Genomic DNA, 25,335 nt, shown 5'->3' on the forward strand with positions numbered 1-25,335 from the left:
GCCGTCGGGTATCGGCGTACCAGCGGGCTGCCGCTCGAACCGTTTGATCAGTGGGCTCTGCGGCGCACTGCCTGTGCGATCCGTCGTCAGGCCGAATACTGCGACTCCATGGGCTCGACGACGTCGATGAGATGGAGCGCCGCCCACAGAATGCCCTGCTGTTCTTTGACGCTCCGTCCCAGCATCGCCTCAGCACGTCGGATGCGGTACACGACGGTGTTCTTCACCACGTCGAGCCGTGCCGCGGCGGTCGCGGGGCTGCAGTTGCATTCGAGGTAGACGCGCACGGTCTCCTGGAGCAGCGACTCTCGCGGATGTCCCAGGGCCCCGAGCTCGTCCCGGACGAACCTTTGCGCCCGCTCCGGGTCCGAGGTGAGCAACGCCGCGAGCCGGACGTCCTCGAAGAAGACCGTGCGGCCGCATGAGCGGGCGGTCCTGTACAGCGTGACGCGGGCTGCTGCCTTCGCCTCTTCGTGCGTGGCCCGGAAACCATCGAGGCCGCGTGACGGTCGACCCACGGTGACCAGGGCACCCGGCACCACAGGGATCGAGCGGACCGCCGCACTCCGCGGGTCGGTGAACCCGCCCCATGCCCACACCTCGCGATCGTCCGACGGGATCACCAAGTGTGCGGTCGCGCCGATGCGCGTCAAAAGCTTGGCGGCCACCCGATCGAGTCCCTCCGACTCCGCGTCGTCGTCGCGCGCGTCGCGTCGGACTATCAGGCTGACATGGGTCCGGTTCGTGAGCTCGTACCGCAGCGACTTCGAGGGGTCCAGGTCCGTGTGGTCGCCACGCAGCAGAGTCCTGACCAGCTCCCCACGCGAGCCGTCGATGCTCGTGAGCCACGCTTGCTCCTCGGCCGCGTAGGCGGCGCTGCACGCGAGCGAGAACGAACTCACGAGGTCGACCAGAAACCGTGACAGGTCGGAGAGTCCCTCCGACTGCTGATCGGCCGGCACAAGGCGGCGGAACTCACAGACAAGGGCGTCGCTGAAGCGGGCGTGGGAGGTTCGCTGGAACGCGAGTATGCGCTCCAGCGGAATCCGTTGTCTCACCGCTCGGGCGATCTGTCGGGTCGTCTCCGGGGGGACCGTGGTGGGGACCGGCCGACCGAGGTGAAGAGCCACCAGGGCCTCCATGACGACCGCCTCGGCGGTGGGGCGTAGCGACTCGGCGGCTTCCGCGCGGCGGACGGCAAGGAGGTCGGGGTCGACTGCGAGCGCCGCGAGCTCGTGACAGAATTCGACGGCCCACGAGGACGCCCCGATTCCGATGTCGGCAACGGTCCGGTTCCAGGTCTCCGGAAGGCAGGTCGGCTCGAGCTCATCAGGGGGAGCGGTGGGGTGCAGCTGACACACCCAGGACCCGGTGGCGGACATCCGCATCCCCTCTCGCGTCATTGCGAGCGCCCGAGGTGGTCGGGCCTGATGGCAGCACGCTCTATGCGCGCATCCCGCTGACGGGGCGGCGCTGGTGGGAGGGGCGGGGACGGTGCTCCGGCCCTCCCTTCGATTCAGCCCATGTTAGTGCTTGGCCTCGGGGTACAGCTCGATCGCGGAGCGCAGGATGCGCTCCCACGAGGTGTCGTTCACTTCGAGGATGTTCCCGTCCGGGTCCTTGACGTAGGCGTATTTCGCGGGGTCGCTCGGAGCCCACCCGGCCGGATCGCCGAAGCTCTCCCCGCCGTTCGCCACTGCACGCGCCAAGGTGGCCGCGACGTCGTCGACGGCGATGGCGAAGTGCATGAACGACGCCTCCGGCTGCGGCACGCCGATCGTCGGATTGCGGTCGGGGAGGAACTGGAACAGCTCGAGGCCGAAGCCGTCGGGCAGCTCGATGAATCCGATTCGGTAGTCGGTGTCCTTCAGGCCGAAGATGATCTCGGTCATCTGCTTGCCTGTGTGATAGGGGTGAAGGACTTCCTTACCGCCGAACGTCTCGACGTAGAACCTCGTGGAGCGCTCGATGTCCGAGACGCGTACGGCCAGGTGCTGGACACTCGCCATCAGAAGCGCCCTTCTTCGACCCGCTCGCGCAGGCTCGCTGCCCGATCCGCCGGCGGGTACGAAAAGTCTTCATCGACCATCGTCACCAACTCTTCCGTTGATTCGTCGTACGACTGCACGTTCGTCGAGCAGTCGTCTCTCATGCTCGTTCGGGGTGCGCCGATTTTGCTTGCCTCTCTGGGGCAATCCGCTGCGCCGGATTTGGCGGATCAGGGCAAGCGATGCGCGGGTGCGGGGGGATTGACTCGATCCACTCCTCATCCCACGGCAACGAGGCCGGGTGAGAAGGAGCGGACGAAGGGAACGACGATGTCGTCGAACGACGCAACCGCTGTGATCGGCGATCTCCGGGTGCCGGAGCCGGACCTCACCCCGCAGGAGGTCATCGCCCGTGCCGCGGCGATGCGCCCGACTCTCCGCGAGAATCGCGTGAAAGCAGCGGAGGAGGGCAAGTACTCCGCCGAAATCCACAAGGCGTTCGAGGACGCCGGCTTCTACCGCCTCGTGCAGCCGCGGAAGTACGGCGGGTACGAGTTCGGCCTGGAGACCTACTACCGGACGATGATCGAGATCTCGCGCGGAGACCCCGGCATCGGCTGGTGCCTGACCCTGGGGACGGGTCACACGATCCCCCTGGTCGCGCACTTTCCGGAGGAGGTCGTGCGGGAGGCCTTCGGCGAGGACGGCGTCTTCATCGCGCCGCACTCCGCCACCCCCCGAGGCGCGCTCGTTCCCACGGAAGGCGGATTCCGCCTCACGGGGGTGTGGCCGTACTCGTCCGGTGTCCCGTACTCGACCCACGCGATGGTGAGCACGATCATCCTGGCCGAGGGCAGTGACCCCGTCCCGGCCGTGGTTCTCCTCCCGCGTGGCGACTACACCGTACGGGACGACTGGGGAGCGCACGCCACGATGGCCCTCGGCGCGAGCGGGTCGAACACTGTCGTCGTGGAGGACGTCTTCATCCCGGCTGAGAACGTGTCTCCCCTGTTCGAGTGGGGATACTCGAACTTCCCTGAAGGCACGCACGGCACCCGTTCCACCGGTAACCCCCTGTACCTGGGCCAGATCCAGCCGCTGTATCCGGCCTCACTCGCGGCTGTCCAGGTCGGTGCGGCGTGGGCGGCGCTCGATGCCTATGAAGAGACCATCCTGACCAAGAAGCGCCTGTACCCTCCGCTGGTCGAGCGGTACAAGCACGAAGAAGGCCAGAGCATCTGGGGCCAGGCGCGGGCGACGATCGACGCCGCGCAGTCGGTGCTTCTCGCAGCGGCCCGCGACTACGAGCGACTGGGCGAGCGTTGGGTGAGCGGCGACCTCCCGTCCTTCGAGGACTGGGCCGCCCTCGGCAATGTGCTGTACGCGTCGTGTCGGCTGTCGCACGAAGCCACTGAACTGCTGTTCCGCTCGGTGGGCTCCTCGGTGGCGCGGAAGGGTCTGCCGCTGCAGGACTACTTCCTGGTGACACAGATGTCGAAGGCGCAGATCGCGGAGCACGTGCCTGTCATCACTGTGATGACGGCAAGGGCCCACTTCGGGCTGGACCTGAACACCGTTTAGGGCCAAGGAGCCATTCCAGCCCCCCCTCGGGGCAAGGCAGTTGGGCTGTCAATGTGGTGAAGCCCCTGATAGATGGCGCCTCGGCCAGAGGCTTCACGTGTTCGCTCAGCCGCCGGACGTCGACGTGTCCAGCGATGCCCCGTGTGCTCACGCGGCAGTTTGCGGTGACGCCGCCGCGAGATCGGCTCCCGTCGGCGGCGTCTGGGCCTTGGCCGCCGGACCCTGCTCAGCCTTGCCCACCTGCGGATGGGTCCCACAGCACCGCTACGACCAGGACAACCTCGCCACCGCCGGCGAGTGGGTGCACGCGGCCGACGGCGGGGGCGGATCTGGGTCCCCACCGCGACGACGGGCACGAACTGTGGTGTCTGCAGGCGCTCCTGAGCCCGGCACGCGTGCTCGGAAGAGCCCCCGCCATAGCGGCCGCTCTTTCGGCCACGACCATCCTGTCGTCGGTGGCGATCACGTCTACGCCCGTACCTGGTACCAGCAGGAAGCGAACGGCATCGCCGCACCTTTCACGACCGGGAGCTGTGGCAGCGCCTCCATTGCGTCTCGAGTGCACCACTGTTCGTCACCCGCTACCAGCAGGAAGCCCTGCTCATGCGGCACTTCTTCATGCCCGCCAACCGCTTCGGCCGCATCGCCCGCAGCACCTTGATCCGCGCCGCCTCCACCTCGGTCGGCGCCAAACTCGGCAAAGCCCTGATGGGCTGACACCTCACCAGAAAGAGGAAACGCAATGACTCGGACGACCGAGACAGTGGTCGATCGCTACCTCACGCTCGTCGACCGTGCGGCGCACGAGCCCGAAGCACTGAAGGAGCTTGAGGCGGTGTTCGTGCCGAGGGCCACCGTGCACTTCGGCGAACTCCCTCCGGTGACCGGCCTGGCTGACATCACGGAGTTCTACCGACGTCTCTACTCGGACATGGCCGACAGCAAGCACGTGTGGACCACCACGGTGCTCGACGGAGGCACGATCGAAGTCCGCTTCATAATGGCGTGGCGCACCGCCGACGGCCAACTCGGATCCCAGAGCGGCATTGAGCACGTGACCGTGAACTCGGACGGGCTGATCACGGAGCTGCGGGTGCTCATCCCCCAGAGCGACGGCGTCTGACCGGCCGGGCGGGGCGGGAGCCGGTGGTTCTGATCGTGCCCGGTTCCCGTCCCCCGCCGTAGAACGGCACGACGCTCACCCTATGACAGCGTGATGCCGAGTTGCTCCGCGAGTTCGTGGGTGTCGACGCCGTAGGTCTCCCGGATCCGTGCGCCGTCGGGGCCGACGTCGAAGACGCCGTGGTCGGTGTAGACGCCGCTGACGCAGTCGACGCCGGTGAGCGGGTAGGTGCACCGAGGGCCGTTCGCCACTCGTCGCATGATGCGGCTGCCGGTCGCGCTCCGCGGATATCGCCCCCGGCTGCGACTTCGTACCGCTTCCTCGAACGCCCGCCACCACTGGAGGTATGTCATGCCAGGCACCGACGAAGCGGCGAAGGCCATCACCGCCGCGGCCGTCGACAGTTTCCGCGACACCCCGGATCCGCGGTTGCGTGAGCTGCTCCAAGGGCTCGTCCGCCATCTGCACGGTTACGTCCGTGAGCTGCGCCCCACGATCCAGGAGTGGGAGTGCGCGGTGGACTACCTCACCGCCGTCGGGCAGAAATGTGATCCCACCCGTCAGGAGTTCATCCTGCTCTCCGATGTGCTGGGTGTCTCCATGCTGGTCGAGACGGTGAACGAGCAGGGCGGCGGCACCGAGAGCACGGTCCTCGGTCCGTTCCACGTCGTGGAGTCCCCGAAGCGCGAGAGCGGGGACACCATCGATCTCATGGGCACCGGAAAGCCCTGCGTCGTCTCGCTGCGCGTCACATCGGTGGACGGCAGCCCGCTGGCCGGTGCGAGCGTCGACGTCTGGCAGTGCACCGAGGACGGCTTTTACGACGTGCAGCAGCCCGATGTCCAGCCGCTGGGCAACGGGCGCGGGCTCTTCCGGACCAACGACGAAGGCCGCCTGTGGTTCCGCACGATCGTGCCCAGCCACTACCCCATTCCGACCGACGGCCCGGTGGGAGTGCTGCTCGACGCCACCGAGCGGCACCCCTACCGCCCGGCCCACATCCACTTCATCGTCGAGGCCGACGGCCACCGAACGCTGACAACGCACATCTTCGTCGCCGACAGTCCCTACCTTGACTCGGACGCCGTCTTCGCCGTGAAGGAGAGCCTGGTCGTCGACTTTCCACAGGTCGACGACGAGGAGAGGGCCCGCGAGCACCGGGTCACCGCGCCCTATCGCATGGCCGACTTCGACATCACCGTCGAGCCCGAGACCGTCGAGCCCGAGACGACCAAGGACGCCCGATGAACACCCCGCTCGGCTTCACCTACCAGGCACTCCCGATGCGCGTGGTGATGGGCACCGGCGCCCTCGACCGGCTTGCCGACGAGATCGACCACGCCGAACTCAAGCGGGTCATGGTGCTGTGTTCCCCTGGGCAGCGGGAGCTCGCCGAGACGGTCGCCAGCCTCATCGGCGCGCGAGCGGCGGACATCCACCCCCACGCCCGTATGCACGTGCCCGCCGAGTCGGCCGCCGACGCCCAAAGGCGTGCGCAAGAGGTGAACGCGGACGGCTGCATCGCCGTCGGCGGCGGCTCGGCGATCGGCCTCGGGAAGATCGTCGCCCTCCAGTACGGCCTGCCGGTCATCGCCGTTCCGACGACGTACGCAGGGTCCGAGATGACGCCGGTGTGGGGTCTGACCGAGAACGGCGTCAAGCGCACCGGCCGCGATCCACGCGTCCTGCCGGTCTCGGTCCTGTACGACCCCGCGCTCACCGTGACCCTGCCGGCGGCGGTCTCAGTGACCAGCGGCATGAACGCCATCGCGCATGCGGTCGAGGCCCTGTACGCGCCGGACGCCTCCCCGGTCATCGATCTGATGGCCGAGGAAGGTGTGAGGGCGCTGGCCGCCGCGCTCCCGGACCTCGTCGCCGACGGCGCCGACCTCGACGCCCGCGCCCGTGCCCAGTACGGCGCCTGGCTGTGCGGCGCCTGCCTCGGCGCCACCACCATGTCGCTGCACCACAAGCTCTGCCACGCCCTCGGCGGCACCCTCGACCTGCCGCACGCCCCCACCCACACCGTGGTGCTCCCGCACGCCCTCGCCTACAACCACGATGCGGCGCCCAAGGCGGTGGCCGCCCTCGGCCGTGCCCTCGGCACTTCCGCCGACCCGGCCGCGTATCTGTGGGACCTCGCCGACCGGCTCGGCGCCCCGCGGTCCCTGCGAGAGCTCGGCATGGCCGACAGCGACATCGACCGAATCGTGCAGGTCACGCTGGCCAACCCCTACGCCAACCCCCGCGCGGTGACCGCGGACGGCCTGAGCCATCTCCTGCGCGCCGCCTGGTCCGGACAACCCCCGACCGCCTGAGAACACGTCCGCTCAGCGACGCAGTCAGAACACATTCGAAGCCGACAAGCACGAACAGAGTCATCGCGTCCACAGCCGAGACTGCGGCGGACGCCGCGACAGTGAATTCGCCCGTCTGTCCCTGGCCGATGAGCTCGAGGTGGAGATGCCGCGGCGACCGGCACGGAAACCTGGTCTTCAACAGGTCCACCGGGAACTTCGGCCCGCTGCCCACGACGGCGAGCCGTATCACCCTCGCGGAGGGGGAGGAACCGGTCGAGCCCGGCGAGACCGAGCCCGACACCGGGAAACAAGCCGAGCGGAAGCGGGGAGACGCCGCGTGTGCTGCGCGAGACGGTGCGGGTGTACTTGCAATCCCGACTGCCGACTGCCGACTGCCGACTGCCGACTGCCGACTGCCGACTGCCGACCGCAGGACGCGGCCCGCGCGTTGTTCGCGGCGATGAACACCGTCAATTTCCGCGTCAAGCGCGCGGAGGAACTGCTCGGCCAGACATCAGGCCTCGGCAGGTCGAACCGCGCGCCGCGTTGCGGCTCGCGGCCGTCATCGGCCCAGATGCGAGCTCTCCCGCGCCGGCCACGCCACCAGTCGCTCGGCGAGGCGTTGGTTCGTCGGCGCAATCGGCAAAGGGCATTTTGGTGAGATCGGGCAAGAGGCCAGGTCGGCCCTTCGGGTTCGATGAATACATCGTTTCGTCGATGTTGACTGGAGACGCCGCCGATGTCCGAACTCACTGATCACAAGCAGGCGCGACAGCACGTCGCGCTGATCGACGAATCCTCTCTGGAGCCGGGGCTGTCGCCTGACGGTTTCCGCGAGGCGTTCCGCAACCATGCGGGCGGCGTCGCGGTCGTGACCGCTGACGCCGGCCGAGGCCCTGTCGCCCTGACCGCGACATCGGTGATATCAGTGAGCGCAACGCCCCCTCTCCTCGTGTTCTCCGCCTCGACCCTCTCTTCGACGACGCCGACGATCCTGGAGTCGTCGTCCGTGGTCGTACACCTACTGGGGGCCGGTCAGATCGACCTCGCGCGTCTTTGCGCGACGAGCGGAGCGGACCGCTTCGCGGACACCGCCGCCTGGACCCGGCTGCCGACCGGAGAGCCGCACTTCGTCGCGGCTCCGGTAAGCATCCGGGGCAGGATCGCGGCCACCTTCACAGCCGGGGCTTCGACGCTCGTCGTCGTCAACGCCACCCACGCGCACCATGCGCCGACGGGCGCCGACGCCCGAAGTGACGCATCGGGTCCGCTGGTTTACCACAACCGGACCTGGCATCAGCTGAGCGAGCTGTCTCAGTTGGTCCCGGCCGCGTACTAGCGCGATCGCATCTCGATACACACCCACCGGGCCAGAGCCGAAGTCAGACGTAACTCCGCCCCGAGCAGGAGCTCCTTCATGACGATTCACGCAGTCAGCGCCACGGAAGCGGCAGCCGATGCGGCAGGCACGCGTGGGAAACCGACGAGCACCGCACAGGGTCTGCTCTCCCCTTTCCGGGAGCATGCGGAACAGACCGAGTACGAGCGCCGCCTCCCGGACGAGATGACCGACGCGGTGCGATCCGCGGTCCATTTCCAGGCTCGTACGCCGCGTGCCTCCGGCGGATGCGGCGGAGCGTCGCGCCCTCTCCAAAAACGCCTGTTCGACCCAGTGCCCTGAGACCCGCATGTCGCCACACCCCGCGTCCCGTATCAAAGGAGTAGAGACTTCCCATGGCCAAGCTGAAGATCATCATCGCGAGCACGCGGCCGGGCCGGATCGGTCTCACCATCGGTGAGTGGTTCGAGAGCCACGCCAAGAAGCACGGTGGATTCGACGAGATCGAGCTGGTGGACCTGGCCGAGGTCGACCTGCCGTTCATGAACGAGCCGCACCACCCGCGCCTGGGTAGGTACACCCACCAGCACACCCGCGACTGGAGCGCCAAGGTCGCGGAGGCGGACGCCTTCGTGTTCGTGATGCCCGAGTACAACTTCGGCTACAACGCCGAACTGAAGAACGCCATCGACTACCTGCACCGCGAGTGGCAGTACAAGCCGGTCGGCCTGGTCAGCTACGGCGGTGTCTCGGCCGGCACCAGGGCCGCGCAGATGATCAAGCAGGTCGTGACAACCTTGAAAATGACACCAGTCGTCGAGTCGGTGTCGATTCCTTTCGTGCACCAACTCATCGACGAGGAACAGGGCTTGGTTGCGAACGACGTCATGGCCGGATCCGCGACAGTGATGCTTGACGAACTCGTGCGCGTCGACGAGGCCTTGCGCGCACTGCGCTCGACTACGACGGCGTGACCTGCGCCAGTCGAGCGGTCGCCCGGGATGTTCTCGCCGGCCTGGCAGCCGCCCGGGGCACGCTCGCCGAGGCGGGCCCCTGGCCTCGGCGTCGCGCTGAGCGGCAGGGGCCCGCCAACTGGGCAGGCCAGACGGCGAAGTCAGCGGGCCCTGCGACTCATCCGCGTGACTTACTCAGCCAGGGTCGCGGAGAGATAGGTGAGAAGGCCTACGGCGACAGCGGAGCTGTGGCCAGTCCAGGGGCCGGTCCGCTGCGGGATTGTGTCGGCCACGGCGTGGCGAAGCCGACGCCTTTTCGCGGTGAACGACGGACCTGTGGTGGCAGGACCGATGACTCCACCCTCATAGCGCCGCCTCCGAGGATCCGCCCGCTGTGGCAGGCGCGGCAGCCGCCGCGGCCTGTTGCCGGAAAGCCTGGGCGAGGGCGTCGGCGCTGCGTGCCAGCAGGCCTACGTCCACGCCGACGGCCGTGAACGTGGTCCCGAGATCGATGCACCGTCGCGCGAACGTGGGGTTGGTCGTCAGGATGCCGGCCGGTTTGCCCGCCGCGCGCACGCGTCCGATTGCCTCCTCCACCGCGTCGATGACGCCAGGTGCGTTCGGGTCTCCGGGGTGACCGAGGCTGGCGGCCAGGTCGCTGGGGCCGATGAAGATCCCGTCCACGCCGTCAACGGACGCGATCTGCCCGATCTGCTCAAGGGCGTGCCGCGATTCGACCTGGATGAGCACGCACAGTTCGGTGTGCGCCAGTTCGGCATAGTCCTTGACCCGACCGAACCGGGTCGCTCTGGTCAAGGCCGCCACGCCGCGGACGCCCGTGGGGGCGTAACGGGTGGCGGCGACGGCGGCGCGCGCTTCTTCGGCCGACTCGACCTGCGGAATCAGCAGTGACTGTGCGCCGACATCCAGGAGCCGCTTGATCACGACGGGATCGTTGACCGGGGGACGCACCACGGGCGAGCAGGGATAGGGGGCGACCGCCTGGAGTTGTGAGAGCACGGTCGCGATGTCGGCGTGCGAGTGTTCGGTGTCGAGAAGCAGCCAGTCGAAGCCGGCGCCGGCGATGATCTCGGCGGGGTACGGGTCGGCCAGCGAGCACCACATGCCGATCATCTGCTCGCCTCGGGCGAGCGCCGCTTTGAACGCGTTCGGCGGCAGGGGCCACTGGCCCGGTGCGGGCCGCGGGGCGCCGGCCGGCGGGTGGTGCACGGTCACTGGAACGCCACCCCGATCGAGCCCAACGGGCCGAAGTCGGCGTGGATGACGGTGTTCGGTTCGACCGAGACGGGTCGGGTGAACGAGCCCGACAGCAGCAGCTGGCCGGCTTCGAGGTGCTGGCCGACCTCAGCGAGCTTGTTGCCGAGCCAGGCGATGCCTGCCGCCGGGTGTCCCATGACGGCGGCCGAGACCCCGGACTCCTCGATCACCCCGTTCTTCGCCAATGTCGCGGCCACCCACCGGACATCGACGTCCATCGGACGCACGACCCGCCCACCGACGACCATCGCCGCAGCGGCGGCGTTGTCCGCGATGGTGTCGGTGATCGAGCGCGGCACCTCGGTGCGGTAGTCGATGACCTCCAGCGCGGGGACGATGTACTCCGTCGCCCGCAGGACGTCGTGGACGCGCAGATTCGGACCGTACAGGTCCGCGCCGAGCACGAACGCGAGCTCGACCTCCAGCCTGGGCTTCGTGTAGCGGCTCACGTCGAGACAGGTGCCGTCGTTGACGACCATGTCGTCGGTGAGGAAACCGTAGTCGGGTTCCGTCATCTGCGAGGCCATCTGCATGGCACGAGACGTCAGTCCGATCTTGTGCCCGACGAGCCGGGCTCCAGCCGCCACACGCTCCGCTGCCCAGAGTTGCTGAATGGCATAAGCATCGACGATCTCCAGATCGGGATAGGTCAGGCTGAGCTGGGTGATCGGCTGACGATCACGGTCGGCTTGCATGAGGGCAGCCGCGGCTGCGCGACGTTCTGCTTCGGTGATCACCGGTTTCCTCTCGGGAGGTGCGGAGCGCGGTCGCGCGGCGCGCGGGTGGAGCAGGGCATGCCTCTGCTGGGTGATGGCACGATCACGTCACACGCTGTCCGACGTCGTGTCGCGCTTGGCGGACACCGGTGGCGTCGGCAGCCAGGCCTCACCCGGCTCGACGACGAAGGTGAACTCGAGGCCGTACCAGGGTTCGGCCACGTCCGGGTCCGGCGCCGGCTCGCTCTCGTGGCGCACATACGTGCCGACGAGGCGCTGTACGACACCGAACTGCGCGTCGGTCTCCAGCATGGGGTCGTCGTGGCTGTACAGCTGGGACGCGATCGTCTTGTAACCCGGTGTGTAGATCAGCGCATGCAGATGCGCCGGCCGGAAGGGATGGCGCTTGAGCGCGGTCAGGAGATCGCCCACCGGCCCATCCGTCGGTATCGGGTAACCGGAAGGCTTGATACTGCGGAAGGCGAACACACCTTCCTCATCGCTGAAGAACTTGCCGCGGAGATTCCAATCGGCCTGCTCGGGGTCCTGGTTCTCGTAGAGGCCGGCCGGTGAAGCGTGCCAGACGTCGACTTCCGCGCCGGCAACCGCGTTTCCATCGGTGTCGACGATACGGCCGGTGAAGAACAGCGGCGGTCCCTCGGTGGGCGAGCGGACGATCGATTCGCCGTTGTCCATGGTCGGGCTGCCCTGGCGCCAGAACGGGCCGAGCAGGTTGGCCGAGGTGGGCTTGTCCTCGGTGCCATTGTTCATCAGGGAAACCAGCGTCGACAGGCCCAGCGAGCCCGCCATCAGCCTGACCTCGTTATGGCTGGGCGTGGTGAGCCGGCCGAGCCTGGTCACGATGTTGACGGCGGTGTCGAACTCCTTCTCGGTCAGCCGTACTTCGCGAGCGAAACCGTGCAGATGGCGCACCAGCGCCTGGATGATCTCCTTGACACGCGGGTCGCCGGCCCGCTCGGTCTCGGCAAGCACCGCCGCGGTGAGCTGGGTTTCATCCTGGATGATCACTTCGGCGTCTCCTCGTCACGGTCGGCTGCCGACCCCGCGGCAAGCACTCACACGCGAGTATCGGAAGGTCGTTCCGCCCGTACAACGCCACTGTCCGTCCAGTGAACATCGAGGCTCCGCGACCCGGATGAAGTACCAGACCCAGTGGTGCGCCACCGAGGGAGGGAGAAGCCAGAACTGCACGCGACGAAAAACGGAAGCACCCCCTGGGCAGCACCGAGTAAGCGCGCACGACCTCGCACAGCGCAGCTATCACGTGGCCCTCGCCGCGGTGGAGGCCGGAGTGGACCGGGACGGTCGAGTGCGAGGTCGTCACGAGCGCACCTGCCCCGGTCCGCGTTGGGGACGTGACTCTCGAAGCCGGACTGAATCGGATCATTGTGCTTCGCCTGCGCCGTTGGTGTTGCCCCGGGGCAGCTGGCGTTGGTCAGTGTGTTGCAGTTCGCGGAGAACCTGACGGACCGCCAGGCCGCCCATGGCTTCGGCAGCGGTCTCTGGCTCCGGCTGACAGCTTGGGTTCTAGAGGTGGTTGCAACACCTGACCCTCGGGGTTGTTGCGATGACCAAGCCGCGTCGGAAGGGCGGATTCCAGCGATCATCGCAACACGGTGATCATTCCAGTGTTGCGACGAGCTTAGCGAGGAGGTCTGCGGGGGTCTGCCAGCCGAGAGTCCTGCGGGGGCGGCTGTTGAGTTCGGCGGCGACGAAGGCGAGGTCCTCTGCGCTGAAGATGGACAGGTCGGTGCTCTTCGGGAAGTACTGGCGCAGCAGGCCGTTGGTGTTCTCGTTCGAGCCGCGCTGCCAGGGGCTGGCAGGCTCGCAGAAGTAGACGGGGATGCCGGTGGCACGGGTGAACTCGTCGTGACGGCTCATCTCGCTGCCCTGATCCCAGGTCAGCGAATGGGCGAGTCCGGCGGGCAGGTCCGCGAAGGCGTGCAGGGGCGCATCGCGGACGTTCTCGGCGGAGTGGTTGTCGGGGAGGTAGAGGAGCTTGACGTAGCGGGTGGTGCGGTCGAACAGGGTTCCGATCGCGGAGCGGTTGGCCGTGCCGACGATCAGGTCGCCTTCCCAGTGCCCGGCGACCGCTCGGTCGTCAACTTCCGCCGGCCGGTGGCTGATCAATGTTCCTGGGTCGATGAACCGAGTGGCGCGCTGAGCAGCCCGCCGACGCGCGGGCCGGCCGGTACGCAAGGCGCTGGCCGTGCGCTCCAGGCCGCCGCGGTGCGGCAGGTAGACGGCCTGGTAGATGGTCTCGTGCGCCAGGTGACGGTCGGGTTCGTCCGGGAAGGCTGCGCGCAGGGCCTGGCAGATCTGCTCCGGGCTCCAACGCCGGTCCAGGCGCTGCTGGATGAACTCCTTCAGCTCCGGATCACGCCGTATCTTCCCCTCCTTGGAACGGGCGCGGCGCACGGATGCCCGACGCTGGGCCTGGAAGGGGTGGTACATACCGGTACGCGGGTCGCGGTTACGGCGCGCCTCCCGGCTGATCGTGGCCGGGTCCCGGCCAAATTCCCGGGCGATGGCGCGCAAGGACTTCTTGGCCCGCAACAGGTCGGCGATGACGATCCTCTCGTCCTCCGACAAGAACCGCTCGGAGACCGCGTCGGACTCCCTTACCTCGGTGATCGGCAGGTAGACGCGCACGTTGTCGGCCCGGTCGACGACCTTCCTTCCGTACCTCCAGCGGTTCCCGGTCTTACGGTTGATTCCCACCTCTCGGCACGCGGCCGAGTTGCTCATCCCCTGCGCCATGAGGCGAAGGTATTGATCACGCTTGTCCGCCAACGGCGCAGGTCCGGGCTTCTTCGGCTTCCGACGCGGCTTGGTCATCGCAACAACCCCGAGGGTCAGGTGTTGCAACCACCTCTCGAACCCAAGTTACCGATCGGGGCCACGAACCACTGTCAAAGCCAGACGGCAACGTTCCGTGCATCGTCCCGCGCGGCCCGTCCGGCGTCATGGACGCCCTGGACGGCTCGGCGGGCTGGGGCGACGCGGCCGTCATCGTGCCGTGGGAACTGTGGCAGGCCTACGGCGATCTCGACATCCTGCGCGAGCAGCACCCGTCCATGACAGCCTGGGTCGACTACGCCGCCCGGTGCGCGCGGGAACGCCACCATCCCGAACGGGCCGAGCCGGATCCGTACTTGTGGGACACCGGCCATCACTTCGGCGAGTGGCTGGAGCCCGGCGGCACTGCAGTGATCGATCCCACCGCCGACCACGCCGATGTCGCCACCGCCTACCTGCACCGCTCGGCCGACCTGTTGTCCCGCATCGCCCAGCTGCTCGACCGCACGGCCGACGCCGCCCGATACGCGGCCCTCGCCGACGGCACCCGCAAGGCGTGGCAGGCCCACTACCTCGCGGACGACGGCACCGTCACACCTGCCACCCAGGCGACCTACGTCCGCGCTCTGGCCTTCGGCCTGATACCGGACAGGTTGTGCCCGGCCGCCGCCGACCGCCTCGCGACGCTCGTCCGGAAAGCCGGCACGCACCTGGGCACCGGCTTCCTCGCCACCCCCGACCTGCTGCCGGTCCTGGCCGACCACGGCCATCTCGACCTGGCATACGACCTGTTGCTCCAGCGCACGCAGCCGTCCTGGCTGGCGATGATCGACCGGGGAGCGACCACGGTCTGGGAGAGCTGGGAGGGACTGGCCGACGACGGTACCCCGCAGGATTCGCTGAACCACTACAGCAAGGGCGCCGTCATCTCCTTCCTGCACACCCGCACCGCGGGGATCCGGCAGCTGGAGCCCGCCTACCGTCGCTTCCTGATCGCCCCCCCGCCCGGGAGGCGGCCTGCGCTCCGCCGAGGCCGAACACCACAGCCCGTAGAGCCGTATCGCCTCCGCATGGTTCATCGACGAGGACGACACCTTCCAGCTCACCGCGACCGTACCGGCCGGCACGCGCGCTGAGATCCTGCTGCCCGACGGCACCACCGCCCAACGAGGCCCGGGGATCCACCACTTCACAGCGGGGCATGCCTTGGGCACGGGAGGGCCGGGCACTCGATTCGATGAGTGATGTCACCGAGCACTCACCCGGTTCCCGGATGTCCAGAGCACCTCTCAAGTCGGCCTGGTGGGGCGGTCGTTCACACGGTGAGTTCCTTGGTGATGCGGTCGAGCATGAAGGTGGAGGACTCGTGGGCGCGTTCCTCCCAGGCGAAGACGCAGGCGGTGGCCACGCCGTCGAAGTCGAGTGCGCGGAAGGTGCCGAAGAAGGCGTTCCAGTCGACTTTGCCCTGGTCGATGTCGAGGTGCTGGTGGATGCGGGCGGTGGTGCCGGGTGGGTTGAGGATGTAGCGCAGGCCGCTGGAGCCCTTGTGGTTGAAGGAGTCGGCGATGTGCACGTGCTGGAGCTTGTCGCCGGCGTAGCGCATCATCGCGGCGATGTCCGCGGTCGGGTCGGAGCCCGAGAGGTGGAAGGAGTGCGAGGCGCAGTAGAGCGTGTCATTAGCGCGCTCTAGTAGCTCGTAACTATGAGACCGGCCCCGGGCGATGCCAATCGGTTTGTCAGGACGTTCCGACAAGGATTTTGGTGGCGGAACGTCCGGCCGAACGGGCAGGGCTGCGGGGCGTCGCGTGGAGGCATGCGGGAGTGGTGTATCGGGGGCCGATGTCTCAGGAGGCGGCTGGATGCGGTGCACGGTCGCACTCCTCGACTCCACCCCGGAACAGCGCGAGCACGCACGGCGAACCTGGGCCGCAGCCGAAGACTTCCTGATCATCGCCATCATCGAGCAGACCGGACTGCCCCACGGCGATCTCATGGCCCGGCTCGTGGCCCACTGCGTCCTGCAGGTACCCGACCTCGCCCGCACCACTCCCGACCCCGCCACGCCCTCGAAGTCATCACCTGCCTGCTGGAGCACGATTGACCCGCCTGCTTCATCGCTGCTCGCCAGACGTGAGTGGGCGGGTTACCCGAACCGCGTTCGTCCTCCTGGGGGTGCACTCGCCGCACAGCGGGTCATGGGCGAGTCGCTGTCCCTGTCGACTTCTTCGGAAGAGAACGTTGCGCGGCCCAGACGACGCGCAACAGAGCAGGTGCTTAGGAGGCGCCTGCTGCATCCATGGCCCCCTTGGTCTGACCTGCGGCTTTCCAGGTCTCTGACATGGCGTCAGCCGTTTTGTGGGACGTATGTGGGACTAGGTGACCTGTGGGACTCGTGGGGCGCCAGCATGTCCCATTGGCTCGGGCGTAACCTCTCACACCATCTTCACGCGATCGAAGGTGATCGCGGAAACAATCGCACCCCTCCCCGGCGTTCCCCATCTTCGAGCCGAGGAGGGGAAGGTGTCGGGCCTGAAGCTGTTCCACACGACGAATGGCGGCGTGATGGAGGTCGCGCCGCGTCTTGCTGAGGCCGAGGCGGATGTGCAGGCCCTCATCGAGGCGCACATGGAGACGATGCTGGGGGTGCGGTTCCTGGTGAGCGAGTACAGCACCGGCCCCGCGCACGGGGGTCGGATCGACTCGCTCGGCCTTGACGAGAACGGTGCCCCTGTGATCGTCGAGTACAAGCGCGGCACCGACGCAGGCGTCATCAATCAGGGACTGTTCTATCTGTCCTGGCTGATGGACCACCGTGCCGAGTTCGGTCACCTGGTCCGCGACCGGTTCGGGGCGACGGCCGCGGCCCAGGTGCTGTGGAGCGCGCCCCGGTTGATCTGCGTGGCCGGCGACTTCACCCGCTACGACGTGCACGCGGTGCGTGAGCACCGGAGGTCGATCGACCTGGTTCGCTACCGACTCTTCGGCAGGAACCTGCTCGGGCTTGAGACCGTGGCGTCCGTGAGTGGCGGCATGCCGGTAGCCCGCAGGGCGCGTCGACAGGCCGTCGCGCGGGCGGCGGCCGAAGTCCAGGGCGCGTCGATGGTGGAGTTGGCGAACGCGGTCGACGAGGTGCTGCTCGCTCTCGGAGACGGCGTCAACCGCGTCGAGCGCAAGACCTACCGGGCGTATCAGCGTCTGCGGAACTTCGCCTGCGTGTGCCCGCCCCAGCGGAGCAAGCTCCTGGTCTACCTGAGGGTCGACCCGAAGCGCGTCGCCCTCGTTCCCGGGTTCACCCGGGACGTGTCCGGTCTCGGCCACCACGGGACGGGTGATCTGGAGGTGCAGCTCCGCACGCCGAGGGACGTGGAGCGGGCGCAGGATCTGTTTCGCGCGAGCTACGCGGCGGCTTGATCGCTCGACGGCGCCTCGGCCATGAGTGTGAGGCGTTGAGTCTTCGGTCGTCGGGTGTCCCTTTCGACGTGCGGGCAGGTCGTGGCGGTGGACTACCAATAGTGCGGCGGAGTCCCGGTTTCGGTAACCGGCACTCCGCCGCTATATTGCGCGCCTGAATTGGTGGATACGAAGACCGGACGGCGTCTCAGCGTGCTGGTCGTTCGCCAGTGACTGCAGGCTCTTTCCCGGAGTCCGGGAAGGCTCACGGCCGCGCTGTCAGTGGTGCGTGATGGGATGAGGACAGCACCGTTGCCGCTGCCTCAGGAGTCGCCCGAATGAGCTTACGTACGACGGCCGTTGCCCCTCGCGAGCCGAAGATGACACCGGCGCGAGCTCGACATCTCGCTCTGGTCGAACGCATCCGACAGAAGCAGCGAGCCGACGGGCTGCGTCCTGGCGAGGTTCGGTGCGGGCGGCCCCTGAGCGATGGAGTCAGGAAATGCCGGTCGTGGCCGCTGGCGGGCCTTGCTGGATGCGCACGCCACCTCGACGACGAGGAGTGGCAAGACACGGTCGACTACCCGCACGCGTACTTCCGCGACGTCATCGGCGGCTGCGTCCAAATGACGGTTGAGCAGCAGGTGGAACGAAAGCTCTGGGAGGCTCAACCACCCGCCTGCCATTTCTGGCCGTACCTGAGGGCGGTGCCTCTGCCTGACCAGGACCCCCTCGAACTGCTGGTTGCCTGGCAGGAAGGGAGGTGCGCCGGGTGCGGGCACCCGTTTCACGCCGAGGCGGTGATCGACCACTGCCATGAGTCCGGCCTCGTCCGCGGTCTCCTATGCACCCTGTGCAACAACGCCGAGGGGACTGCACCACCACAGCATCCCCGATGGTTCAGATACCGGACGCTGCCGCCGACACTGATCCTCGGACTGCACCTCCCGTACCAGAGGCCCGTGCGCCGGCGACTCGCCCAGCTCCTCGACCGTGATCAAGAGCTCGCAGCCCAGCAACGATGACCGGCCACACCGCGTGCTACCTGCTGACGGACCGGTGAGCCGGGCCACCGGGCGGAGGTAGGCACGCTCAGGCGTTGTTCGCGGCGGCCGACGTCACGACGGGAGGACCAAGAGCCTCTCCAATGGCGATACTTAAGTGAGCGGCAAGCCGTCCCAGGACTGGACGTGCCAGGTGGCTTCTGTGCTGTGATCGATGATCACGATGCCGGTGTTGTTCAGCTCTCTTTGCTGCACGTCCTCGACGGTGACGTTGGCTGCGCGGGAAGCGAGCCAGACACGGATCGCCACGCCGTGGCTGACCATGGCCACCGTCTGCGCGCCGCTACGAACGGCTTCGTCGACGACGCTGTCGAATCGCTGCAGCACGTCCAGGCCGCTCTCTCCATCGGGTACGTGCGTGGTCGGATCTGTGTGCCAGCCGAAGACGAGTTCAAGAAAGGCGGTGTGGGAGGCGTGGTCGCTCGCGCCTTCCCAGCGGCCGGCGGAGACTTCCCGGATCCCGTCGCGGACGAGTATGGGCAGTCCGCGGTCTGCCGCGAGCGGGGCTGCGGTGAGTTCCGTGCGCTGGTGGGTGGAGGCGTAGAGGGCGTCGATCTTCTCGTTCGCGAGGGTGGTTGGGAGGGCTGCGGCTTGTTGCTGGCCGAGGTGGGTCAGTGCGGGACCGGGAAGGCTGGTGTGCATGGTGTACGCGACGTTGGCGGGGGTCTGGGCGTGGCGGATCAGGATCAGACGCATCCCGATATGGTCTCCGTTCGCGTTCGAGTCCGGGAGAGGACCGAGCGCGGGCTTCCAACAGGTCGAATCCTCCGGTGTGCCGTATCGGTGGGGCCGTCTTGAGGTCGCCCCCGACGCGGCCATGGACCGGATCGGGGGCGGCGTGCTGTGCCCGTCAGAACTCGGCGTACTCACGCAGGGCAGTGAGGAACACGGTTGCGTCCGCTCGCGCCGGGCCAAGGCCCCGACGGACCTGGGTACCTTGTTTGATCACGAACGCTCGCTGTTCTGCGGGGAGATGGTCGAGCACGGTCCGGTGCGGGCTGCGGCGAGGAGGCTGTGGAAGCCTGCCCAGTACCGGCAATCCGTGGCGGGCGAGTTCGGTATCCACCATGGAGTCGAAGGCGTCCGGACCGCGCTCCTCGTCGGGGCATTGAAGGAGTAGGCCAGTCATGGGCACGTCGGCGAAAGGGACTCTCGCCAGGCGACTGTGCAGCCAGGCCATCGCGGACTCGGCGGGCGTGAGGGGGATGGTGCGGCGCTGCAGTTCCCCGGCTCGCACTGTGGTGCTCTTGGTCGTCCTCGGGAAAGGGCTGCCTGTGACGATGAGGTGGTCGTCGGCCAGCGGGGAGAAGCCAAGCAAGGGGAAGTCCGACCACTGGTGTTTGACCATGATGATGTGGTCGAACTCCGTGCGAGCCCGGGCGATGTCGGCCTTGAGATCGCCGTGAACGAAGTCGGCCATCCCTTCGAACATGGCGCCGGATCCGCCCGTCAGACGTGCACGGTCCCACGAAGCTGTGGCAAGACCGTGGGGATACCTACCGTCCACGCGGAGCACCAGTGTGTACAGCCCCTGTTGCGCCCAGACGGCGGCGAGTTGCTCGGCGGCGTCCGTCGGGCCGTCTCCCCAGGGATCGATCAGCTGGAGTACGTGTCCTTTACGGCCTGCACCGTCAATGTCTGCCTCCGGGCGACGTTCCTTCAGGAACGTCGAGAGGACATGAGCGCGGGCACGGCCCGGCCGTCGAGCGGGGCGGTTGTCTGTGCCGTGCACTGTGTGAACGGTGAGCCGCGCTGAGTCGAACGTCTGAACGCACTGCTGCTGGTTGCAGCGGTGTCCGCCGGCGTCTGCGATCAGCCCTGGTCCGGCTACTGATTCGGTGAGTGCCCTCGTCACGTTGTCGTCGTGCATCCGGTGGCCGCTCGGCAGGCAGCGCTGCACCGTCCAGGCCAACCCCGATTCGTGCGGCTCGGCGGTGAGGGTCACCGTGCTGCCAGCGGCAAGGGAGTTCCACAGATGCAGACGGCGCAGCAGCGCGCTGGCCAGGCGTGGTTGCACGGTGTGCGGGTCTACGGGCTTGGCCGTCTTGCTCGTCGTCTGCCCAGGGCGGCTGCGGCGCATGGGCCGAGGCATCGGGTCGTGTGGAGTGTCCTTGGTCCACAACGGCACGTGTCCCCGGCCCTCCACCTCTTGACGGTGCGCCTCCAGAGTGGCGGCAAGATGGCAGTCCTGAGGTCCAACGACCACGACGCGTCCGCCGCCAGTCCTGCCGAGGACCAGCTCGATGCCCCGGGAACCGGTTGAGGCCCGCAGGTCGACGACGCCGTGCCGGGACCTGCGCCTGTCCCGGTGGGGCAGCAGATGCAGCAGCGGGGTGAGCAGTTCCTTGGACTCCAGGCGCAGCACGAGGTGGTCGGCGTAGGGGACGACTTCGTTGATGCCCAGGGGGTGACGTCCTCGCCCGCCGCCGAGGGCTTGCAGCAGGTAGGACTCCAGTCGTGCCTGGTCGCTGTTCTTGGCCGCAGGCAGGAGCTTGGACCAGTCCCGAAGATCGCTCAGGCGATCTCGGGCTCCCATCAGGCTCTCGCCGGTGAACTGCCGGCGGACGTCGACGACGTACTGCTCAATGAGCATCACGCTCTCCTTTGTTCCTGCCCCGACCCGGCAGGAGGTGCGTGACGATCAGAATCTGACGGTCTGTGCTGACATCGTTTGAGGAGGTGTTCTCCGTCGGTGGCAGGGTCGGTTTGCGCCACCCGGAACTGGCCGCCACGTACAGCCAGGCAGACAGCAGACAACCGCGCCGCCCTGTCCCGACGCAAGCCCTGGGGATCTGACGAGAAAGAGTTACCCCGAACGGAGGACAGTCGGTCGGCTCAGGGCTGGAAGCGGTTCAATAAACGCAGCGGGACGGCAGATGAAACTCCGCACATGCGTGCTGTCAGTAGCTGTGAGGATTCCCAGCCCGGTCCAGGACGCTGTCGTCTCGCCAGGATGCGGAGTCACCGGCCTCGGTTGGAAAGGCGGGGTGCCGGTGGCGCGGGCGATACGCCGGCCTGGACCGTGCGCAGCGCCGGGCCTTCCGGGGGCGCTGGCCGAACGGTCCGTATGCCGTGTCCTCCGGCGAGTTCGAAGGCAATGTCCTGGAGAAGGGGTGTCGGAAAGTGCGCGGACAGTTCCAGGGCCCAGGTGGGCTGGTGGACGGCGTTGCCGCCCCACACCGTCCACGTCGGCAGAGCGCTGCTGGGGCGCTGTCCTGCGGCGAAGGCGTCGAACTGGATGCCTGCGGCTTCTTCGCCGGGAGCTTCCCAGCGGATGTAGTGGCCTTCGATGGTCTGCTTCCAGCCCGCGTCGGCGAGCGGGCGTGTCGCCTGTGTGATGGTGGTCTCCGTGAGGCTGGCGGCTGGGCCCCATGCTGACTCGCCTGCGGCGGAGTTGAGCACGGCGAGCACGATCTCGGCGGGTGTGGAGGCTGCGACGGTGGCGTGCCACAGGCGCTCGCTGACTGGTGTCTCGTAGGCCGCCAGCGTCCACTTGGTATCGCGCCCTTGGGCCTCATGGTCAAAGAGCGCCCGGAGGGTGAGTGATTCGTGGTTGGCGACGGTGCTGTCGTCATCCCAGGTCCTCCACCTCTCCCAGTCGCCGTGTGCGTCGAGGAACGCGTCGAGGAGAGCGTCGTGGTCTCCGGCGTCAGCTGCGTAGGCCGGGACGGTCTCCGGCTCCGGGTGGGCCGGTTCAGGCTTGGCGGCGGTGAGGGCGAGGGGGGCGCGGGCTTCGGCGGCAGCGCGTTCGGTGTCGGTCAGGGGGGCCGGGCCGGGGCGCATGTCGGCGGCGTGGACTTTCTCGAAGGCGACCAGGGCTTGGGCGGGTGAGTCGAAGGTGTCGGCGATCTGGCGCAGGTGGTCCTCGCCGTAGAGGTAGACGGACTTGCCGTTGCGGCCGAGGTAGGTGCCGACCGCGACGGCGGTGTGGCCGTCGTCGGCGTGGGCGTGGATGAGGAGCCGGCCGTGGCGGATGTCGTCGTGGATCTTCTGGGCCGCGTTGGAGACCTCCCGGATCTCGCTGCGGGTGCACCAGGACATCGGGTAGCTGGCCCAGGTCCATTCCTCGTCCATGGCTTCCTGGAGGCGAGGGGTGATCTCGACGGTTGTGCCCTCGGCGGCCAGGTGCGTGGCCGCGTCCTTGGCCCAGTAGGGCTCCTCGTGGTCGATGCGGACCAGGACCAGGACGTTCTCGGCGACGACGGTCCAGCCGGCTGCCTCCAGGCCCGTGTGGGTGATGCTGGCCTGGGAGCCTGTCAGGACGGCTATGACGGCGCTGGGATGAGTGGGGTGGGTGTCGAGGCGGACGTGCGCGTCGATGGGCGGGGCGGGGGTCACGTTGCGGTGTCGTCTCCTGTGCCGGTGGCTGGGCCATGAGGTCCGGCCATCGGCATATGCGGGGTGGCTATCGGGTTGCCCGTGCGGTGGGTGCTGCCGTGGTGGTCGGCGGGCCGGCGCGGGTGGTGGGTGCGGGGCGCGGTCGCGGTGGCGGGAGCGGCCTGGTGGCGTACTGCCAGCGGGTGCGGACGGCGCCGATGTCGGCGAGGGATCGGCGGGCGCCGACGACGAGTTGGAAGGGTGTGTTCGCCGGGTCGCCCGTGTACGCCTGGATCTGGCGGCCGGCGTGGTCGGCGGTGGCCAGGAGGGCGCGCTGCAGGGCGCGTTCGCCCCAGTGCTCCAGGGAAGCGGCCGGTTCGGCCAGCAGGCGGAGCACCTCCGCCGGTTCGCTGCCGCTGTCCAGCAGACCGCGCTGCTGGGCTTCCCACAGGACGGTGACGGGGTCGACGGGCTCGTTGCGGCGGGCGAGGGCGGTCAGGCACTGCCACAGTCCGGCGTGCAAGGGCTGGGTGAAGTCCTCGGGGATCAGCCACCGGGCGGACTCGATGGCGGCCGGGTATGCGGTGGCGGTCGCGAGCAGCACCTGCTCCTCCTCCAACGCCTCGGCGTAGTCGGGCGCGGGTGGCGAAGGCGGTGCCGGGGTACGAGGCAGGACACCGCCGCGCGGGGGGAACCGGGCTGCGATGTCGTCCACGACCCTGGCGAGTGCCTCGGCCTCGTCGAGCACCGTCTGGACGGGGTGGGGGAGCGAGGCGTCGTGGACGGTGTGGACGAGGTGTTCGGCGGCGCCCTGCAGACGGCGCCGCGCGTGCTCGGCCTCGACCATCCGCGCGTAGGCCGGTGCGTGGCGGGACCAGGGGCAGACCTGAATGAGCGTGTGCAGGTACGAGGCGGTCAGCCCGCGTGCCTCTTTGCGGCTCGCGGCGAGCACGCGGTCGAGCCATTTGGCGTTCTTCGCGTGCTCGGCCGGATCGGGCGGGCGCAGCGTGCTGATGGCGGTGAACAGGGCGGCGTGTGCGGCGGTGGAGAACGAGTCGGCGCAGATGCCGCTCACGTCGCCGAGACGGTGCGGATCGAGGAGGAGGGCGCCGAGGAGGGCCTGCTCGATGTGGAACACCGGCTGCGGTGGTGGGATGGCGTCGAGATCGTCTTCGTCGGGTTCGGGGGTGGGGGACATCAGGCGGCCAGAGTGAAGTCGTCGGGGTCGAGGGCGACGCCGAGGTGGGGGGCGAGGAGATGCGCGGCCAGCAGGGGCGGGACTGCGTTGCCGATCTGGGAGAACTGCTGGCCTTTGTTGCCCTGCCACGGGTAGGCGGCGGGGAAGGTCTGCAGCAGGCCGGCCTCGCGCGCGGTGATCCTGATCGGCGGTGGCGCCGTACCCGGCTCTCCGTCCTCGGCACCGTCAGTGGGTTCGGCGACCCAGGTGCACTCGTTGGCCCGGTGGCCGAAGAACAGGGTGCCGGCGGGCTCCGAGGCGCGGCGCACGGTGGCGTTGGTCTGGTTGTTGCTGCGCAGCGACCACGACCATCGGGGCTCTCCGGTGGCGGAGTCGGCCGCCGCGATGTCCTCTGCGCTCGTCGCCCGGACAGCGCGCGGGGCGATGCGTAGGGACCCCGCTGTGCAGGAGGGCAGAGGGCTGTCCGCGTCCCGGGGCGTCCAGGTGCCGCGGTCGCGGGCGTCCACGAGCGCCTTGCGGGATCCGGAGGGGAAAGGCTCCGGGCCCCCGCCGGGGCCGCCGCCGGCACAGACGGTGGGGACCGGCCGGTCGGTGGCCCCCCAGCCGAGCGCCTGCGCCATCGACACCCACCGCTGGCGGCCCGGCCCGAACAACGAGTCCGGCTCGGCGAGTTGGGCATGGGTCGGCACGGGGGGCTGTGCGGTGCGGACGCGGGAGGCGAGCAGAATGGCGCGCCGCCTGGTCTGCGGCACACCGAAATCGGCTGCGTTGAGGATGCCGGTCCACACGGAGAAGCCCCAGCTCCGCAGGATCGCCGCGTACTGCCGCCACAGCGGCAGCACGTCGGGTACTTCCTCCATCAACAGCCACTCCGGTTCGCCCACCGTGTTCAGGGCGTGCAGGTAGCGCATGGGCTCGGCGGCCAGCAGGGACCGCGGGTCCGCACACGCGGCCAGCAGCCGCTCGCGGGTGTCGCGGCCGGAGGCGAGATCTGCGACGGCCTGATGGACGTATGGCTGGTCGACCAGACCGAGCCGCTTGCCGGCCATCGACCACGCCTGGCACGGCGGAGACGCGATCAGTCCGCGCACCCGGCCGCAGAAGATCGATGGGGGGTAGGCGGCGACGTCCGTCCGGATCGTCAACTGGCCCGCGCGGGCACGGGTTTGGCACGCCCACGCGTCCCACTCCAAGCCGATGTCCCGCGTCCCGAGGACGCTCAGGGCGTGACTCCAGCCGCCCGGTCCGGCGAACAGGTCCAGGACGAT

General features: G+C 68.4%; 23 protein-coding genes and 2 pseudogenes. 11 read left to right on the forward strand and 14 right to left on the reverse strand.

Features of this window, described 5'->3' with window-relative positions:
- Positions 1 to 86: 86 nt before the first annotated feature.
- The 3 genes from ACFZDJ_RS13560 to ACFZDJ_RS13570 form a co-directional block, all read right to left on the reverse strand.
- Complete coding sequence (locus ACFZDJ_RS13560; protein WP_391058684.1) at positions 87 to 1,142, reverse strand: helix-turn-helix domain-containing protein; 1,056 nt, start codon at positions 1,140 to 1,142, stop codon at positions 87 to 89.
- A gap of 384 nt (positions 1,143 to 1,526) precedes the next feature.
- Positions 1,527 to 2,009, reverse strand: a complete 483-nt coding sequence (locus tag ACFZDJ_RS13565; RefSeq protein WP_391058686.1) for a VOC family protein — start codon at positions 2,007 to 2,009, stop codon at positions 1,527 to 1,529.
- Positions 2,009 to 2,152: a hypothetical protein gene (locus ACFZDJ_RS13570; RefSeq protein ID WP_391058689.1), complete on the reverse strand. Its 144-nt coding sequence runs from the start codon at positions 2,150 to 2,152 to the stop codon at positions 2,009 to 2,011. The genes ACFZDJ_RS13565 and ACFZDJ_RS13570 overlap by 1 nt, the downstream gene beginning before the upstream one ends.
- 166 nt (positions 2,153 to 2,318) lie before the next feature.
- Here ACFZDJ_RS13570 and ACFZDJ_RS13575 point away from each other — a divergent pair, with 166 nt between their 5' ends.
- Both ACFZDJ_RS13575 and ACFZDJ_RS13580 read left to right on the forward strand, forming a co-directional pair.
- Positions 2,319 to 3,569: an acyl-CoA dehydrogenase family protein gene (locus tag ACFZDJ_RS13575; protein ID WP_391058691.1), complete on the forward strand. Its 1,251-nt coding sequence runs from the start codon at positions 2,319 to 2,321 to the stop codon at positions 3,567 to 3,569.
- 742 nt (positions 3,570 to 4,311) lie between these two features.
- Entirely contained in the window at positions 4,312 to 4,692 is a 381-nt protein-coding gene (locus tag ACFZDJ_RS13580; RefSeq protein WP_391058694.1) for a nuclear transport factor 2 family protein, read from the forward strand.
- Positions 4,693 to 4,772: 80 nt separating this feature from the next.
- On the opposite strand, the gene ACFZDJ_RS13585 is transcribed toward ACFZDJ_RS13580, so the two are convergent.
- Positions 4,773 to 4,943, reverse strand: coding sequence for a hypothetical protein (locus tag ACFZDJ_RS13585; protein ID WP_391058697.1), 171 nt, complete (start codon positions 4,941 to 4,943; stop codon positions 4,773 to 4,775).
- Positions 4,944 to 5,043: 100 nt separating this feature from the next.
- On the opposite strand from ACFZDJ_RS13585, the gene ACFZDJ_RS13590 reads away from it, so the two are divergent.
- From ACFZDJ_RS13590 to ACFZDJ_RS13610, 5 genes and pseudogenes are all read left to right on the forward strand, one after another.
- The gene (locus tag ACFZDJ_RS13590; RefSeq protein WP_391058700.1) at positions 5,044 to 5,940 is read left to right on the forward strand and encodes a dioxygenase; all 897 of its coding nucleotides are present in this window, start codon (positions 5,044 to 5,046) and stop codon (positions 5,938 to 5,940) included.
- Positions 5,937 to 7,010: an iron-containing alcohol dehydrogenase gene (locus ACFZDJ_RS13595; protein ID WP_391058703.1), complete on the forward strand. Its 1,074-nt coding sequence runs from the start codon at positions 5,937 to 5,939 to the stop codon at positions 7,008 to 7,010. Before ACFZDJ_RS13590 ends, ACFZDJ_RS13595 begins: the two co-directional genes overlap by 4 nt.
- Before the next feature lie 149 nt (positions 7,011 to 7,159).
- Positions 7,160 to 7,291, forward strand: a pseudogene (locus ACFZDJ_RS13600) (CoA-transferase); the annotation flags it as partial.
- Between the two features lie 440 nt (positions 7,292 to 7,731).
- Positions 7,732 to 8,331, forward strand: a complete 600-nt coding sequence (locus ACFZDJ_RS13605; protein WP_391058706.1) for a flavin reductase — start codon at positions 7,732 to 7,734, stop codon at positions 8,329 to 8,331.
- 395 nt (positions 8,332 to 8,726) lie between these two features.
- A complete protein-coding gene (locus tag ACFZDJ_RS13610; protein WP_391058709.1) occupies positions 8,727 to 9,305 on the forward strand; it encodes an NAD(P)H-dependent oxidoreductase in 579 nt (192 codons plus the stop codon).
- Positions 9,306 to 9,647: 342 nt separating this feature from the next.
- Here ACFZDJ_RS13610 and ACFZDJ_RS13615 read toward each other — a convergent pair whose 3' ends face one another.
- The 4 genes from ACFZDJ_RS13615 to ACFZDJ_RS13630 form a co-directional block, all read right to left on the reverse strand.
- Entirely contained in the window at positions 9,648 to 10,418 is a 771-nt protein-coding gene (locus ACFZDJ_RS13615; RefSeq protein WP_391058711.1) for an aldolase/citrate lyase family protein, read from the reverse strand.
- A gap of 98 nt (positions 10,419 to 10,516) precedes the next feature.
- Positions 10,517 to 11,257, reverse strand: a complete 741-nt coding sequence (locus ACFZDJ_RS13620; protein ID WP_391058714.1) for a fumarylacetoacetate hydrolase family protein — start codon at positions 11,255 to 11,257, stop codon at positions 10,517 to 10,519.
- Between the two features lie 129 nt (positions 11,258 to 11,386).
- On the reverse strand, positions 11,387 to 12,307 hold the full coding sequence (locus ACFZDJ_RS13625; protein WP_391058717.1) for a dioxygenase: 921 nt from the start codon (positions 12,305 to 12,307) through the stop codon (positions 11,387 to 11,389).
- 612 nt (positions 12,308 to 12,919) lie between these two features.
- Complete coding sequence (locus ACFZDJ_RS13630) at positions 12,920 to 14,047, reverse strand: IS30 family transposase (RefSeq protein WP_391059147.1); 1,128 nt, start codon at positions 14,045 to 14,047, stop codon at positions 12,920 to 12,922.
- Between the two features lie 161 nt (positions 14,048 to 14,208).
- On the opposite strand from ACFZDJ_RS13630, the gene ACFZDJ_RS13635 reads away from it, so the two are divergent.
- Together ACFZDJ_RS13635 and ACFZDJ_RS13640 are read left to right on the forward strand one after the other, a co-directional pair.
- On the forward strand, positions 14,209 to 15,234 hold the full coding sequence (locus tag ACFZDJ_RS13635) for a hypothetical protein (RefSeq protein ID WP_391059150.1): 1,026 nt from the start codon (positions 14,209 to 14,211) through the stop codon (positions 15,232 to 15,234).
- Positions 15,176 to 15,343 carry a hypothetical protein gene (locus ACFZDJ_RS13640; RefSeq protein ID WP_391059153.1) on the forward strand — a complete coding sequence of 56 codons (168 nt, stop codon included), beginning with the start codon at positions 15,176 to 15,178 and terminating at the stop codon, positions 15,341 to 15,343. The genes ACFZDJ_RS13635 and ACFZDJ_RS13640 overlap by 59 nt, the downstream gene beginning before the upstream one ends.
- 70 nt (positions 15,344 to 15,413) lie before the next feature.
- On the opposite strand, the pseudogene ACFZDJ_RS13645 reads toward ACFZDJ_RS13640, so the two are convergent.
- A pseudogene (locus ACFZDJ_RS13645) lies at positions 15,414 to 15,767 on the reverse strand (TIM barrel protein); the annotation flags it as partial.
- Positions 15,768 to 16,618: 851 nt separating this feature from the next.
- On the opposite strand from ACFZDJ_RS13645, the gene ACFZDJ_RS13650 reads away from it, so the two are divergent.
- Both ACFZDJ_RS13650 and ACFZDJ_RS13655 read left to right on the forward strand, forming a co-directional pair.
- Positions 16,619 to 17,509 carry a DUF5655 domain-containing protein gene (locus tag ACFZDJ_RS13650; RefSeq protein ID WP_391058720.1) on the forward strand — a complete coding sequence of 297 codons (891 nt, stop codon included), beginning with the start codon at positions 16,619 to 16,621 and terminating at the stop codon, positions 17,507 to 17,509.
- 605 nt (positions 17,510 to 18,114) lie between these two features.
- Complete coding sequence (locus ACFZDJ_RS13655; RefSeq protein ID WP_391059155.1) at positions 18,115 to 18,513, forward strand: endonuclease domain-containing protein; 399 nt, start codon at positions 18,115 to 18,117, stop codon at positions 18,511 to 18,513.
- Positions 18,514 to 18,645: 132 nt separating this feature from the next.
- Here ACFZDJ_RS13655 and ACFZDJ_RS13660 read toward each other — a convergent pair whose 3' ends face one another.
- From ACFZDJ_RS13660 to ACFZDJ_RS13680, 5 genes are all read right to left on the reverse strand, one after another.
- Positions 18,646 to 19,248 carry a histidine phosphatase family protein gene (locus ACFZDJ_RS13660; protein WP_391058722.1) on the reverse strand — a complete coding sequence of 201 codons (603 nt, stop codon included), beginning with the start codon at positions 19,246 to 19,248 and terminating at the stop codon, positions 18,646 to 18,648.
- A gap of 154 nt (positions 19,249 to 19,402) precedes the next feature.
- Positions 19,403 to 21,145 carry a hypothetical protein gene (locus ACFZDJ_RS13665; RefSeq protein ID WP_391058725.1) on the reverse strand — a complete coding sequence of 581 codons (1,743 nt, stop codon included), beginning with the start codon at positions 21,143 to 21,145 and terminating at the stop codon, positions 19,403 to 19,405.
- 368 nt (positions 21,146 to 21,513) lie between these two features.
- Positions 21,514 to 22,890 carry a DUF317 domain-containing protein gene (locus tag ACFZDJ_RS13670; protein WP_391058727.1) on the reverse strand — a complete coding sequence of 459 codons (1,377 nt, stop codon included), beginning with the start codon at positions 22,888 to 22,890 and terminating at the stop codon, positions 21,514 to 21,516.
- A gap of 67 nt (positions 22,891 to 22,957) precedes the next feature.
- On the reverse strand, positions 22,958 to 24,067 hold the full coding sequence (locus ACFZDJ_RS13675; RefSeq protein ID WP_391058730.1) for a DnaB-like helicase N-terminal domain-containing protein: 1,110 nt from the start codon (positions 24,065 to 24,067) through the stop codon (positions 22,958 to 22,960).
- The gene (locus ACFZDJ_RS13680; RefSeq protein WP_391059158.1) at positions 24,067 to 25,335 is read right to left on the reverse strand and encodes a DNA cytosine methyltransferase; all 1,269 of its coding nucleotides are present in this window, start codon (positions 25,333 to 25,335) and stop codon (positions 24,067 to 24,069) included. The genes ACFZDJ_RS13675 and ACFZDJ_RS13680 overlap by 1 nt, the downstream gene beginning before the upstream one ends.

It is taken from the genome of Streptomyces sp. NPDC007896, from assembly GCF_042959425.1.
Classification (GTDB): domain Bacteria; phylum Actinomycetota; class Actinomycetes; order Streptomycetales; family Streptomycetaceae; genus Streptomyces.